The sequence below is a fragment of the Clostridium sp. CTA-1 genome, assembly GCF_054768215.1.
The window spans coordinates 1-15019 of the sequence record NZ_BAAAAP010000040.1 but is presented as its reverse complement, the minus strand read 5'-3'; the positions used below and the strand labels follow the sequence as shown (position 1 = coordinate 15019).

15 protein-coding genes and 1 other annotated feature are annotated in these 15019 nt (G+C 33.2%); all 15 genes read right to left on the bottom strand.

The annotated features are described in order from the left end of the window. A partial coding sequence (locus ACYUEW_RS18560; protein ID WP_163195617.1) for a GTP-binding protein occupies positions 1-112 on the bottom strand: 112 nt, incomplete at its 3' end. Between the two features lie 39 nt (positions 113-151). Next, the gene (gene fusA, locus ACYUEW_RS18555) at positions 152-2221 is read right to left on the bottom strand and encodes an elongation factor G (protein WP_072585910.1); all 2070 of its coding nucleotides are present in this window, start codon (positions 2219-2221) and stop codon (positions 152-154) included. Between the two features lie 72 nt (positions 2222-2293). Beyond that, a complete protein-coding gene (rpsG, locus tag ACYUEW_RS18550) occupies positions 2294-2764 on the bottom strand; it encodes a 30S ribosomal protein S7 (RefSeq protein WP_003357613.1) in 471 nt (156 codons plus the stop codon). A 160-nt stretch (positions 2765-2924) separates the two neighbouring features. After that, a complete protein-coding gene (gene rpsL / locus ACYUEW_RS18545; protein ID WP_003357676.1) occupies positions 2925-3302 on the bottom strand; it encodes a 30S ribosomal protein S12 in 378 nt (125 codons plus the stop codon). Between the two features lie 75 nt (positions 3303-3377). Then, the gene (locus ACYUEW_RS18540; protein WP_003402985.1) at positions 3378-3617 is read right to left on the bottom strand and encodes a ribosomal L7Ae/L30e/S12e/Gadd45 family protein; all 240 of its coding nucleotides are present in this window, start codon (positions 3615-3617) and stop codon (positions 3378-3380) included. Between the two features lie 124 nt (positions 3618-3741). Next, positions 3742-7278 carry a DNA-directed RNA polymerase subunit beta' gene (gene rpoC, locus ACYUEW_RS18535; RefSeq protein ID WP_003482916.1) on the bottom strand — a complete coding sequence of 1179 codons (3537 nt, stop codon included), beginning with the start codon at positions 7276-7278 and terminating at the stop codon, positions 3742-3744. A gap of 20 nt (positions 7279-7298) precedes the next feature. Continuing rightward, the gene (rpoB, locus tag ACYUEW_RS18530; protein ID WP_003482915.1) at positions 7299-11009 is read right to left on the bottom strand and encodes a DNA-directed RNA polymerase subunit beta; all 3711 of its coding nucleotides are present in this window, start codon (positions 11007-11009) and stop codon (positions 7299-7301) included. Positions 11010-11272: 263 nt separating this feature from the next. Further along, entirely contained in the window at positions 11273-11644 is a 372-nt protein-coding gene (gene rplL, locus ACYUEW_RS18525) for a 50S ribosomal protein L7/L12 (RefSeq protein ID WP_003482913.1), read from the bottom strand. 47 nt (positions 11645-11691) lie between these two features. Then, a complete protein-coding gene (gene rplJ / locus ACYUEW_RS18520; protein WP_003482912.1) occupies positions 11692-12192 on the bottom strand; it encodes a 50S ribosomal protein L10 in 501 nt (166 codons plus the stop codon). Between the two features lie 30 nt (positions 12193-12222). Then, positions 12223-12352 (bottom strand) — a sequence feature (ribosomal protein L10 leader region). A 42-nt stretch (positions 12353-12394) separates the two neighbouring features. Then, entirely contained in the window at positions 12395-13084 is a 690-nt protein-coding gene (rplA, locus tag ACYUEW_RS18515; RefSeq protein ID WP_003482909.1) for a 50S ribosomal protein L1, read from the bottom strand. 56 nt (positions 13085-13140) lie between these two features. Then, a complete protein-coding gene (gene rplK / locus ACYUEW_RS18510; RefSeq protein WP_003482908.1) occupies positions 13141-13566 on the bottom strand; it encodes a 50S ribosomal protein L11 in 426 nt (141 codons plus the stop codon). Between the two features lie 70 nt (positions 13567-13636). Next, positions 13637-14161, bottom strand: a complete 525-nt coding sequence (gene nusG / locus ACYUEW_RS18505) for a transcription termination/antitermination protein NusG (protein WP_003482907.1) — start codon at positions 14159-14161, stop codon at positions 13637-13639. Between the two features lie 46 nt (positions 14162-14207). Continuing rightward, positions 14208-14435 (bottom strand): preprotein translocase subunit SecE, encoded by a 228-nt coding sequence (gene secE / locus ACYUEW_RS18500; RefSeq protein ID WP_003482905.1) that lies wholly within the window; start codon positions 14433-14435, stop codon positions 14208-14210. 49 nt (positions 14436-14484) lie between these two features. Then, positions 14485-14634, bottom strand: a complete 150-nt coding sequence (gene rpmG, locus ACYUEW_RS18495; protein ID WP_003482903.1) for a 50S ribosomal protein L33 — start codon at positions 14632-14634, stop codon at positions 14485-14487. A gap of 200 nt (positions 14635-14834) precedes the next feature. Next, positions 14835-15019, bottom strand: a 185-nt coding sequence (locus ACYUEW_RS18490; RefSeq protein WP_460276200.1) for an EF-Tu C-terminal domain-related protein, incomplete at its 5' end; no start/stop codon positions are given.

Sequence of the window (15019 nt, the reverse complement as noted above, 5' to 3'; positions counted from 1 at the left end):
GTGCTAATACTGTTGTAATAGCTGCTGTTAATGTTGTCTTACCGTGGTCTACGTGACCTATTGTTCCTATGTTTACATGAGGCTTGCTTCTTTCAAATTTTGCTTTTGCCATTTTTATTTCCTCCTTTTTTGTGTTTATATATTTATTATATTATTTTCTTTCTCCAATTACTTTATCTTGAATGCTCTTTGGAACTTCTTCATAATGATCAAATTGCATTACATAATTTCCTCTACCTTGAGTCTTAGATCTTAATGTAGTAGCATATCCAAACATTTCTGAAAGTGGTACGAAGGCTCTTATTACTTCTGCACCTGCTCTTGGAGTCATTCCTTCTATTCTACCTCTTCTTGAGTTGATGTCACCTATTACATCACCCATATATTCTTCTGGTACAACTACTTCAACTTTCATTGAAGGTTCTAATAATACAGCGTCTGCTTTTGACATAGCATTCTTAAATGCCATAGAACCTGCAATTTTGAAGGCCATTTCTGATGAGTCAACATCATGGTATGATCCATCAAATAATTTAACTTTAAAGTTAATAACAGGATATCCTGCAATTATACCGCTTTGTGAAGCTTCTTGAATACCATTGTCAATTGCTGGAATGTATTCTTTTGGTATTGATCCACCAACAACAGCATTTTGGAATTCATATTCTCCTTCAGTTGGCATCATTTCAATCCAACAATGTCCGTATTGTCCACGTCCACCTGATTGTCTTATAAACTTACCTTCAGCTTTAACATGCTTTTTGATAGTTTCTTTATAAGCAACTTGTGGTTGACCTACATTACATTCAACTTTAAATTCCCTTATAAGTCTATCAACAATTATTTCAAGGTGAAGTTCTCCCATACCAGCTATAATTGTTTGACCTGTTTCTTGGTTTGTATATGTTCTAAATGTTGGATCTTCTTCTGCAAGTTTTGCTAAAGCTATTCCCATCTTTTCTTGACCAGCTTTTGTTTTTGGTTCTATTGATACATCTATAACTGGTTCTGGGAATTCCATATTTTCAAGTATAATTGGGTTTGCATCATCACAAAGTGTATCTCCTGTAGTTGTATCTTTAAGACCAACTATAGCTCCTAATTCTCCAGCCTTTAATTCTTCAACGTCTTCTCTGTGATTAGCATGCATTTTTACTAATCTTCCTATTCTTTCTCTCTTACCCTTGTTAGAGTTAAATACATATGTACCACTCTTCATTGTACCAGAGTAAATTCTAGTAAATGCTAACTTACCAATGAATGGATCTGTGGCTATTTTAAATGCTAATGCTGCTAGTGGAGCTTTTGCATCTGCTGGTCTTGTCATTTCTTCACCTGTTGTAGGTTCTGTTCCTTTAACGTCTTCTATATCTAATGGTGAAGGCATGAATTCAATTATAGCATCTAATAATAATTGAACACCTTTATTTTTATAAGCTGATCCACAAAGAACTGGTACTATTTTGTTTGCTAAAACACCTTTTCTTAAAGCTACTTTTATTTCTTCTACAGAAATCTCTTCACCTTCTAAGTATTTCATCATTATGTCTTCATCTACTTCTGCAACAGCCTCTAATAACATTGTTCTGTATTCTTCAGCCATTTCTTTCATATCTTCTGGAATTTCTGTTTCATCCATTACAGTTCCTAAATCGTCTTTGTAAATAATAGCATCATTTTTTACAAGATCTATAATTCCAGAAAATGAATCTTCTGCACCTATTGGTAATTGAAGTGGCACTGCATTTGCATGTAATCTTTCTCTTAGCGTTCCTACAGACATTAAGAAGTCTGCCCCTAATTTATCCATTTTATTTATAAATACCATTCTTGGTACTTTATAGTTATCCGCCTGTCTCCACACTGTTTCTGTTTGTGGTTCAACACCACTTTTAGCATCTAATATTGTTACTGCACCGTCTAATACTCTTAAAGATCTTTCAACTTCAACTGTAAAATCTACGTGTCCTGGTGTATCTATTATATTTACTTGATGGTCTTTCCAAAAACAAGTTGTTGCTGCAGATGTAATTGTTATACCTCTTTCTTGTTCTTGTTCCATCCAGTCCATTGTAGCTGCACCCTCATGAGTTTCACCTATTTTATGAGTTTTTCCTGTATAGAATAATATACGTTCTGTTGCTGTAGTTTTTCCTGCATCTATATGGGCCATAATTCCGATATTACGAAATTTTGCCAATGGATATTCTTTGTTCGCCAATTGCTTTTCCTCCCATCGTTTCGAAATTCAAATTTGACAAAACTGTTTTGGCACAGCCAAAACAGTTTTGTATTAGTATCTGTAATGTGCGAAAGCTTTGTTTGCTTCTGCCATTTTGTGTGTGTCTTCTCTTTTCTTAACAGCTGCTCCAGTATTATTAGATGCGTCTAACAATTCTCCTGCTAGCCTTTCTCTCATGCTTCTTTCGCCTCTTTTTCTAGCGGCAATTAGCATCCATCTAATTCCTAAAGTCTGTCTTCTTTCTGGTCTAACTTCGATTGGAACTTGATATGTAGCTCCACCTATTCTTCTTGCTTTTACTTCAAGTAAAGGCATTATGTTGTTCATGGCAGTTTCAAAAACTTCCATTGCATCCTTACCTGATTTTTCTGCTATTATTTCAAAAGCATCGTAGCATATTTTTTGTGCTACTCCTCTTTTACCATCTAACATTATGCTGTTTATTAATTTTGTAACAACCTTACTGTTATATAATGGATCTGGTAATACATCTCTCTTTGCTATATGTCCTTTTCTTGGCACTTTTCTTCCCTCCTTAACATTAAGTTTAAGTTCATAGGTACTCGACATAACCTAGCCGTAAAGCGCTCTGAACTTCTGCAAATTAATATAAACTATATATCTATATAAACGCCGAAGACATAGCACTATCATTCTAAAAAATTACATCAAATACTGCGTACTATTTTTGCTTTGGTTTTTTAGCACCATATTTTGATCTGGATTGCATTCTGTTAGCTACTCCAGCTGCATCTAATGCCCCTCTTACGATATGGTATCTTACACCTGGTAAGTCCTTAACTCTTCCACCTCTTATAAGAACAACACTGTGCTCTTGTAAGTTGTGGCCTACTCCTGGTATGTAAGCTGTAACTTCATATCCATTTGTAAGTCTAATCCTAGCAACTTTTCTTAAGGCTGAGTTAGGTTTTTTAGGAGTTGTTGTTTTTACTACTGTACAAACTCCTCTTTTTTGTGGGCATTCTTTTAATGCTGGTGAGTCTGATGCTGATGCTATTGTCTTTCTGCCTTTTCTTACTAATTGGCTAATTGTTGGCATACGTGCACCTCCTTCATAATTAGATAAATAAATTATTCTATAAATATGCCAAATTGGCTACTTATTAGCTAATGTTTATTTCAGTAACGCCGCTGTGGCAGCACTTACATCAATACCACAAAGTCGTCCCAATTCTTTCATTGTATCAACCTTTATTATATCTATGGAATTCTCTTCAGCTAATTCTATAAGTGGTTTTATTAAACTTTCATCCGCATCCTTAGATACATACAAAGCTTTAACAGTATTGTTTTTCAAAGCCTTAACTGTTTGTTTAACCCCTACAACTTTATTGCCTTTAAGTCTGTCAATCATCGTTGACTTCCTCCCTAAATTCCATTAATAAGGAAACAAAGTATTAACTTTGCTTCCTATATTAAAACATATAACAGGTGTATTTTATCATTTTGAAAGTACAATGTCAATAAATTTATATATACTATACTTCTATTGAATCCATGGAATCTTCTTCAATATTTTCATCATCAGTATTTATTTGAATAGATCTATACCTTGTCATACCTGTACCTGCAGGTATCAATTTACCAATAATTACATTTTCTTTTAGGCCTAACAATGGATCAATTTTTCCTTTGATAGCAGCATCTGTAAGAACTCTTGTAGTTTCTTGGAATGATGCAGCCGAAAGGAATGAATCTGTAGCTAGTGCAGCTTTTGTTATTCCTAATAAAGCTATTCTACCCACTGCTGGTTCTCCACCTTTTTCTAATATTTCTCTATTGGCTTCTTCAAAATCAAAAACATCTATCATTGTTCCAGGTAATAATTCAGTATCTCCTGAATCTTCAATTTTTATTTTTCTTGTCATTTGTCTTATAACTACTTCAAGATGTTTATCGTTTATATCAACACCTTGTAGTCTATAAACTTTTTGAACTTCTGATAAAAGATAATTTTTAACTCCGTCAACACCTTTTATTCTTAAAATATCATGTGGATTTATTGAACCTTCTGTTATTTCATCTCCTGCTGATATAATATCTCCATTTTTAACTTTTATTCTAGAACCAAATGGAATATCATAGGAAACTTCTTCACCGTCATCAGTTACAACTATTATTGTTCTTTTTTTCTTAGTTTCTTCCATTTTTACTGTTCCTGATACTTCACTTACAATAGCCAATCCTTTAGGCTTTCTAGCTTCAAAAAGCTCTTCAACCCTTGGAAGACCTTGAGTTATATCAGCTCCAGCAACACCACCTGTATGGAATGTTCTCATTGTAAGCTGGGTTCCCGGTTCTCCTATACTTTGAGCAGCAACAATACCAACTGCTTCACCTATATGAATTTTTTGTGAAGTACCCATATTCATACCATAACATCTAGCACAAACACCATGTTTTGATTTACAAGTAAATACAGATCTTATTTTAACTTTTTTAATTCCTGCATCTGATACCTTCTTAGCTATATCTTCATTCATATATGTGTTTCTTTTTACTATTACTTCTCCTGTTGTAGGATGAATAATATCTTCTGAAGGATATCTGCCTGATAATCTTTCAACTAAAGGCTCTATTACTTCATTTCCTTCTTTTATTTCAGATACTTCATATCCTTCTTCTGTTCCACAATCTTCTTGCCTTACTATAACATCCTGTGAAACGTCAACAAGTCTTCTAGTTAAATATCCTGAGTCAGCTGTTTTTAAAGCTGTATCTGCGTTACCTTTTCTAGCACCGTGCGTTGATATAAAATACTCTAACACATCTAGACCTTCCCTAAAAGAAGCTTTGATTGGTAACTCTAGAATTTTACCTGATGGATTAGCCATAAGCCCTCTCATACCTGCTAATTGCTTTATCTGACTTTTAGAACCTCTGGCTCCTGAATCAGCCATCATATATATAGGATTAAAACTATCCAAACTTTCCATAAGAGCATTAGCTACATCCTCTGTTGTTTTAGTCCAAAGGTCAATAACTTTTTCATATCTTTCTTCTTCAGATATAAACCCTCTACGATACATTTTTTGTATTTTTTCTACTTGTTTTTCTGTATTTTCAAGTAGTTCTCTCTTAGACTCTGGCACTACCATATCTGAAGTAGAAATAGTAATAGCTCCTATAGTAGAATAATGATATCCTTTTGCTTTAATTTTATCTAACATTATAGAAGTTTTTGTTGCACCATGTTTCATATAACATTTGGTAATTATCCCACCTAATGTCTTTTTAGATACAAGAAAATCTACTTCTAATTTTAATTTGTTTTCAGGTATTGTTCTATCAATATATCCTAAATCCTGTGGTATAGATTCATTAAATATAATTTTTCCTGGCGTTGTTTCTATTATTCCTTCAATAGTTTCTCCGTCTATAACTTTCTTTAATCTTACTTTTATTTTAGCATGTATATCAACCGCTTTGCATTGATATGCCATAAGTACTTCTTCTGGACAAGAAAATACTTTTCCTTCACCTTTTACTCCATCTTTATCCATTGTTAAGTAATAAGAACCTAAAACCATATCTTGTGTAGGTACAGACACTGGTTTACCATCAGATGGTTTTAATATATTATGTGCTGCTAGCATTAGGAATCTTGCCTCTGCTTGAGCTTCAACTGATAAAGGTACGTGAACAGCCATTTGGTCTCCATCGAAGTCTGCATTATAAGCTGTACATACAAGTGGATGAAGTTTAATTGCTCTTCCTTCTACTAATACAGGTTGAAAAGCTTGAATTCCTAATCTGTGAAGAGTAGGGGCACGGTTTAATAATACTGGATGATCAGAAATAACTTCTTCTAATACATCCCAAACTTGAGGTTGAACTCTTTCTACCATTCTCTTAGCGCTTTTTATGTTATGTGCTAACCCATTTTGAACAAGTTTTTTCATAACAAATGGTTTAAATAATTCAAGAGCCATTTCTTTTGGTAAACCACATTGGTACATTTTCAATTCTGGTCCTACAACTATAACTGAACGGCCTGAATAGTCAACACGCTTTCCTAGTAAGTTTTGTCTAAATCTACCTTGTTTACCCTTTAACATATCTGATAATGATTTAAGAGGTCTATTTCCTGGTCCTGTTACTGGTCTCCCTCTTCTACCATTATCTATTAGAGCATCCACTGCTTCTTGAAGCATTCTTTTTTCATTTCTTACAATTATGTCTGGAGCTCCTAAGTCTAACAATTTTTTTAATCTGTTATTTCTATTTATAACTCTTCTATACAAATCATTTAAATCAGATGTAGCGAATCTTCCTCCATCTAATTGAACCATTGGTCTTAAATCAGGTGGAATTACTGGTATAACATCTATAACCATCCAATCAGGTCTATTTCCTGATTTTCTAAAGGATTCTACTACCTCTAACCTTCTTATTATTCTTATTTTCTTTTGTCCTGTACTTGTTTTTAACTCTTCTTTAAGTTCAATAGATGATTGTTCTAAATCTATTTCGTCTAAAAGAGTCTTTACAGCTTCTGCACCCATTGCTGCGACAAAGCTGTCATCTCCATATTTGTCTATAGATTCCCTATACTCTTTTTCATTTAATAATTGTTTCTTTAAAAGAGGTGTTTCTTTTGGATCTAATACTACATACGAAGCAAAGTATAAAACTTTTTCTAAAGCTCTTGGAGACATATCTAATATTAATCCCATTCTTGATGGAATCCCTTTGAAATACCATATATGAGATACAGGGGCAGCAAGTTCTATATGCCCCATTCTCTCACGTCTTACTTTGGCCTTAGTAACCTCTACTCCGCATCTATCACAAACTATGCCCTTATATCTTATCCTTTTGTATTTACCACAATGGCATTCCCAATCCTTCATAGGACCAAAAATTCTTTCACAGAACAAACCATCTCTTTCTGGTTTTAGTGTTCTATAATTTATAGTCTCTGGCTTTTTAACTTCACCTCTTGACCACTCTCTTATCTTTTCTGGTGAAGCTAAACCTATTTGTAAAGCATCAAAATTATTTAACTCAAACAAGGGTATATCCTCCCTTCAAATTAATGTTCATCACCAAAATCATCTAAATCTAAGTCATCTAATGATAACTCTTCTAAATCTGGTTCTACGTCCTCTTCTCTTAAGTCATCATATTCATCACTATCTTCTTTTCCTTTTTCTTCTTCTTTTTCTTCTTTCTCTTCTGGTTGATTTTCTGTACCTTCTATATTTACTTCTAATTCGTCTGCATCTTCATCCACAGATTCCTTTAATTTTATTTCCTGATTATCATCATTCAATACCTTAACATCTAAACATAATGCTTGTAATTCTTTTATTAAAACTTTGAAAGATTCAGGAACTCCAGGTTCTGGAATATTTTCTCCCTTTACTATAGCTTCATAAGTCTTAACTCTTCCAACTACATCATCTGATTTAACTGTTAATATTTCTTGAAGGGTATGGGCCGCTCCATAAGCTTCTAAAGCCCAAACTTCCATCTCACCAAATCTTTGTCCTCCAAACTGAGCTTTACCTCCAAGAGGTTGTTGAGTTACTAGTGAGTATGGGCCTGTAGATCTAGCATGTATTTTATCATCAACTAAATGAGCTAGTTTTAAAATATACATATATCCTACTGTTACTCTATTATCAAATGGTTCTCCTGTTCTTCCATCATACAAAACAGTTTTTCCATCCTCAGAATAACCAGCTTTTCTTAAACAATCTACTATATCAGATTCTATTGCCCCGTCGAAAACCGGTGTAGCTATATGCCAGCCTAGTTTACTAGCAGCTAACCCTAAATGTACTTCTAATACCTGACCTATATTCATACGTGATGGTACCCCTAAAGGATTTAAGCATATTTGAAGTGGTCTTCCATCTGGTAAGAATGGCATATCTTCTTCTGGTAAAACTCTAGAGATAACCCCTTTATTACCATGTCTTCCTGCCATCTTATCTCCCACAGATATTTTTCTCTTTTGAGCTATATAGCATCTAACTAATTTATTAACTCCTGGTGGTAATTCATCACCATTTTCTCTTGTAAATATTTTAACATCAACTATAATTCCTGCTTCTCCATGTGGAACTCTAAGTGATGTATCTCTAACTTCTCTTGCTTTTTCTCCAAATATAGCACGAAGTAATCTTTCTTCAGCTGTTAGTTCAGTTTCTCCCTTTGGAGTAACTTTACCTACTAATATATCTCCAGATCTAACTTCAGCACCAATTCTAATGATGCCTCTTTCATCTATATCTTTAAGCGCTTCTTCTCCTACATTAGGTATATCTCTTGTTATCTCTTCTGGTCCTAGTTTTGTATCCCTAGCTTCTGCTTCATATTCTTCTATGTGTATAGATGTAAACACATCTTCTTTTACTAATTGCTCTGAAATTAACATGGCATCTTCGTAATTGTATCCTTCCCATGTTATAAAGCCCATAAGAATATTTTTACCAAGGGCTATTTCTCCAAGATCTGTAGAAGGTCCATCTGCTAATAGAGTTTCCTTAGCTACTACTTCACCTTTAGAAACAATCGGTCTTTGATTTATGCATGTTCCTTGGTTAGATCTTTTGAATTTTAATAATTTATATTTATCTATTCCTCCATCGCTATCTCTTCTTACTCTTATTTCATCTGCTGAAACATATACTACTGTCCCTGCATTTTTAGCCTTTGGAAGAACCCCTGAATCCGTTGCAGCTTTATATTCTATACCTGTTCCAACTATTGGAGCCTGTGGCTTTAATAGTGGTACTGCTTGACGTTGCATGTTTGATCCCATAAGTGCACGGCTGGCATCATCATTTTCAAGGAATGGTATCATTGCAGTTGCAACAGAAACCAATTGTCTTGGTGATATATCCATATACTCAACTTCGCTAACTGGAACAACTAAAACTTCTTCTTTAGCTCTAACTGTAACTTTATCATCTAAAAAATATCCCTTTTCATCAATTGGCTCATCTGATCTAGCTATTACATATAAATCTTCTTCATCTGCTGTCATATATACTATGTCATTTGTAGCCCTTTTATTTTTAGGATCTATTCTTCTATATGGTGTTTCTATAAATCCATATTCATTAACCTTAGCAAAAGTAGCTAAAGAATTTATAAGCCCTATGTTTGGTCCTTCTGGAGTTTCTATAGGACACATTCTTCCATAATGTGAATGGTGAACGTCTCTTACTTCAAAACCGGCCCTTTCTCTTGAAAGTCCTCCTGGTCCTAAAGCTGATAACCTTCTTTTATGTGTTAATTCTGATAGAGGGTTTGTTTGATCCATAAATTGTGATAATTGTGAACTACCAAAAAATTCTTTAATGGACGCTGCTACAGGTCTAATATTTATTAGAGCTTGAGGAGTTATTACTTCTTGATCTTGAATTGTCATTCTTTCTTTAACAACTCTTTCCATTCTAGATAAACCAATTCTAAATTGATTTTGTAATAATTCTCCTACTGATCTTAATCTTCTATTTCCTAAATGATCTATATCGTCTTTATAACCAATATCATAACTTAATCCTAATTCATAATTTATGGTAGCATATATATCTTCTCTTATAATATGTTTAGGAATTAATCTATATATATTCTTTCTTATTTCTTCTTTTATACTTTCTTCATCAGCATAATTATCTAGTATTTCTTTTAAAACAGGATAGAATACATATTCTTTAATATTTAAATCACTTATATCAAATGAAACCAAACTATGTATGTCTACAAAGTGATTGCCAATTACTTTAAATGACTTATCATCTATTTTTATATATACTTCGTTAATACCACAGTTCTGTATTTCAATAGCCTTATCTTTATCTATTTTTTCACCTTTTTGTACTAAGATTTCTCCTGTTTGTGGATTAACTATATCTTGATCTGCAATTTGATTTGTTATTCTTAGATGGATTGCTAATTTCTTATTAAATTTATATCTTCCAACTCTTGATAAATCATATCTTTTAGCATCGAAGAATAAAGATTCAATTAAAGATTCTGCACTATCCACAGTAGGTGGTTCACCTGGTCTTAATCTTTTATATATTTCAAGTAAAGCTTCTTCTCTAGTCTTTGTATTATCTTTTTCTATTGTGGCTTTTAATCTTTCATCTTCTCCGAAAAATTCTATTATTTCAGCATCTGTTCCATAACCCAATGCTCTTGCTAATATAGTAATTGGTAATTTTCGTGTTTTGTCAATTCTTACATATATTATGTTATTTGAATCTGTTTCATATTCTAGCCATGCACCTCTGTTAGGTATAACTGTAGCTGAGAATAATTTACTTCCTGTTTTATCTACAGTCATGTCATAATAAACACCTGGTGATCTAACTAATTGGCTTACTATAACTCTTTCTGCACCGTTTATTATAAAAGTTCCTTGTTCTGTCATTAAAGGGAAATCTCCCATAAAAACTTCTTGTTCTTTTATTTCACCAGTTTCCTTATTTAGAAGTCTAACTTTTACTTTTAATGGCGCTGCATAAGTAGAATCTCTTTCTTTGCACTCTTCAACAGAGTATTTAATACTATCTAAATCTAGTTTGTAGCCTACAAATTCTAAATTTAGATTACCTGTATAATCTTGAATCGGGTTAATATCGTCAAAAACTTCTTGTAACCCTTCTTTTAAAAACCAATCATATGAGTCTAACTGAACTTCTATAAGATTTGGCATTTGCCCAACCTCTTTAAGCCTAGAAAAGCTCATACGAGTCCTTTTGCCAACTTGGACAGGATGTACCATATAATTTCACCCCTTGTATAAACTAAAATAACCAAAAACACCCTTTTAAAATTTAATTTAATATTGTGTTTTTGGATTTCACACATTATTATCAAATTAGTATAACCATATAAATACAATTAATACAATTCATTCATATTTGTTTGTATTTATACATAATCAATGCAATTCATTATATTATCATATTGCTTAAGCTTTGTCAATACTTATAAGTATACTAAAAAAGGGGTACTTACTTTAGTACCCCTCTATGTAGAGTAAAACTATTTTAATTCTACTTTTGCTCCAACTTCTTCTAACTTAGCTTTTATAGCTTCTCCATCTTCTTTAGATGTAGCTTCTTTTAATGTTTTAGGAGCTCCATCAACTAAAGCTTTAGCTTCTTTTAATCCTAAGCCTGTTACTTCTCTTACAGCTTTGATAACTTTGATTTTTTCTGAACCCGCCTCAGCTAATACTACGTCAAATTCAGTTTTTTCTTCAGCAGCTCCTGCTCCTGCAGCAGCTCCTGCTCCTGCTACAGCTACTGGTGCAGCTGCGCTTACTCCAAATTCTTCTTCACATGCTTCTACTAATTCGTTTAATTCTAAAACAGTCATTTCTTTTATAGCTTGAATGATTTCTTCTTTTTTCATTATTTAGGCACCTCCAAAATTTCTTTCTAATTTTCTTTTAGTTTATTTTAAGCTTCTTCTGATTCTTTCTTATCTTTAATAGCATTAATTAAATATGCAAAGTTTGATACTGGAGCTTTGAAACTTCCAAGTAGTTTTGCGATAAGAATATCTTTTGATGGTATTGATGCGATTTTTTTAATTTTATCTACATCATATAATTCTCCATCTATTATTCCACCTTTTAATTCTAGGTTCTTATTTTTCTTAGCGAAATCATTAAGAACTCTAGCTGGAGCTGTTACATCATCATAGCCAAAAGCTACTGAAACAGGTCCTTCTAATAAATCTACGCAACTTCCGTAGCCTAAATTTTTAGCAGCTATAGTTGATAAAGTATTTTTATAAACTTTATATTCAACACCTGCTTCTCTTAACTCTTTTCTTAACATAGTATCTTCTTCAACAGTTAAACCTTGATATTTAACAAATACTATAGCTTGAGCTTTCTCCATTTTCTCTTGTATTTCTTTAACTTTAGCTTCTTTTATTTGTCTATTCTTTCCCACTGTGTGTCCACCTCCTCACAGTTTACCGTGATTTATAATAATAAAGGTCTCTCCGTAAGACAGAGAGACCCAATATACTTTATATCGGACTCCTAGGTAGGTTTAGCTTTCACTAATTATGTAAAACACCCACTGTCTACGGAGATATATTTCATTTTTACAACTTCAATCAGTATATCAACAAACCATTGTTTTGTCAATATTATTCTAATACTTTACCTGGGTTAATTTTTATTCCTGGTCCCATAGTACTTGATATAGCAACTGATTTTATATATTGTCCTTTTGCTGCTGCTGGCTTAGCCTTTACAACAGCTTCCATTAATACATGGAAGTTATCTGATAATTTTCCTTCTCCAAAAGAAGATTTTCCTATTGGAACGTGAATTATAGCAGTTTTATCTACTCTATATTCAACTTTACCTGCTTTGATATCTGCTATAGCTTTAGCAACATCAAATGTTACTGTACCTGATTTTGGATTTGGCATTAAGCCTTTAGGTCCTAATACTCTTCCTAATCTTCCTACTACTCCCATCATATCTGGTGTAGCAACAACTACGTCAAAATCAAACCAGTTTTCTTTTTGTATTTTTTCTACTAATTCTTCTGCTCCAACAAAGTCAGCTCCTGCTTCTTGTGCTTCATTAACTTTATCACCTTTAGCAAAAACTAAAACTCTAACTTTCTTACCAGTTCCATGAGGAAGTACAACAGCTCCTCTAACTTGTTGGTCTGCATGTCTTGGATCTACTCCAAGTCTAACAGCTAATTCTACAGTTTCATCAAATTTAGCTTTTGATGTTTTTGTAACAAGCTCTATCGCTTCTTGAACTGTATATAATGTGTTTTTATCAACTAATTTTACACTTTCAGTGTATTTTTTTCCCATTCTAATTCCTCCTTTGTGGTATTAACGGTATATACCTCCCACTATTTTAGTAGTTATTATTCTTCTACAGTTATGCCCATGCTTCTAGCTGTTCCAGCTATCATACTCATAGCTGTTTCTATAGATCCTGCATTTAAATCAGGCATTTTTGTTTCTGCTATTTCCCTAACTTGGTCTTTTGTAACCTTAGCTACTTTAGTTTTATTAGGAACACCAGATCCACTGTCTATTCCAGCTGCTTTCTTTAATAATACAGCTGCTGGTGGAGTCTTTAGTATAAAACTAAAAGATCTGTCCTGATATACAGTAATAACTACAGGAATTATTAATCCTGCTTGGTTAGCAGTTTTAGCATTAAATTCTTTACAGAATCCCATAATGTTAACACCGTGTTGTCCTAAAGCTGGACCTACTGGTGGTGCTGGACTTGCCTTTCCTGCTGGAAGTTGAAGTTTTATCATTCCTACTACTTTTTTAGCCATATTTTACACCTCCTATATGTGGTTATACGGATTAAAATCCTCCCACTAATTAAAACAATTGTCTTAATAGCTAATCAAGTTTTTCTATCTGATTAAAATCAAGTTCAACAGGGGTTTCCCTGCCAAACATATTAACTAAAGCTTTTATTTTGCCTTTTTCTACATTGATTTCCTGTATAGTCGCTGGGAATCCTTCTAAAGGTCCTGATACTACCTTAACATTTTCTCCAACCTCAACATCTACCTCTGGTTGTTTTTCTTTTATTCCCATAGACAATACTTCTTCTTCTGTAAGAGGCACTGGTTTAGATCCTGGACCTACAAATCCTGTTACCCCTCTAGTATTTCTAACTATGTACCATGAATCATCTGTCATTAACATTTTAACTAATACATACCCTGGAAAAGTTTTCTTTAATGTTATCTTCTTTTTACCATCTTTAACTTCAACCTGTTCTTCCATAGGAACTTGTATATCAAGAATCCAATGATGCAAATCTCTGTTATCTACAGTTTTCTGAAGATTAACTTTAACTTTATTTTCATATCCTGAATATGTATGAACCACATACCATTTCGCTTTTTCTTCTGACATAATTTCAGGGATTAGGATATCCCTATTTCCCTCCTTTTATTCACTTCTACAGCTTAAATATTAGCTTGAATAGGTTGTTGAATCCATAATCGAATACTCCAACAATAATCATATAAACAAAGCAAAACACCAATACAGTTTCGGTAGCTTTTTTTACATCTTTTTTAGGAGCCCATGTTATTCTTTTAAATTCAAACTTTAAATCCTTAAAAAAACCTGACAAACCTTTTTTCTTAGCTGACGCGATATTATTTGTAGTTTTACTTGTGGCCATCTCACTCACATCCTTAAAAAATTATAAAGGACATCAAATCCGAAACAGATTATTTTGTTTCCTTATGAGCTGTATGTTTATGGCAATGTGGGCAGTATTTGTTCATTTCTAATCTATCTGGATCATTTTTCTTGTTTTTCATTGTATTATAATTTCTTTGTTTGCACTCTGTACAAGCTAGTGTTACTTTTACTCTCATGATCTACACCTCCTAGTACATAACCTATATGTGTAGGTTCTACTTCTTTTTATTTTTTGCATCACTTACTCACTTTATCATAACTAACGGTATATGTCAACGAATTTAATATTTTATACTATGGAGCATACACCATATTTTTACATATTCATAACTCTTAAAAGGACTAGGTCTAGAAACCCAGTCCCTATAATTTCAAATTATTCAGATATTGTTGTAACAACTCCTGAACCTACCGTTCTTCCACCTTCTCTGATAGCGAATCTTAAGTTTTCGTGCATTGCTACTGGTGTAATTAATTCTACTGCCATATCTATATGGTCTCCAGGCATTACCATTTCTACTCCTTCTGGTAAGTTGATTGATCCTGTAACGTCTGTTGTTC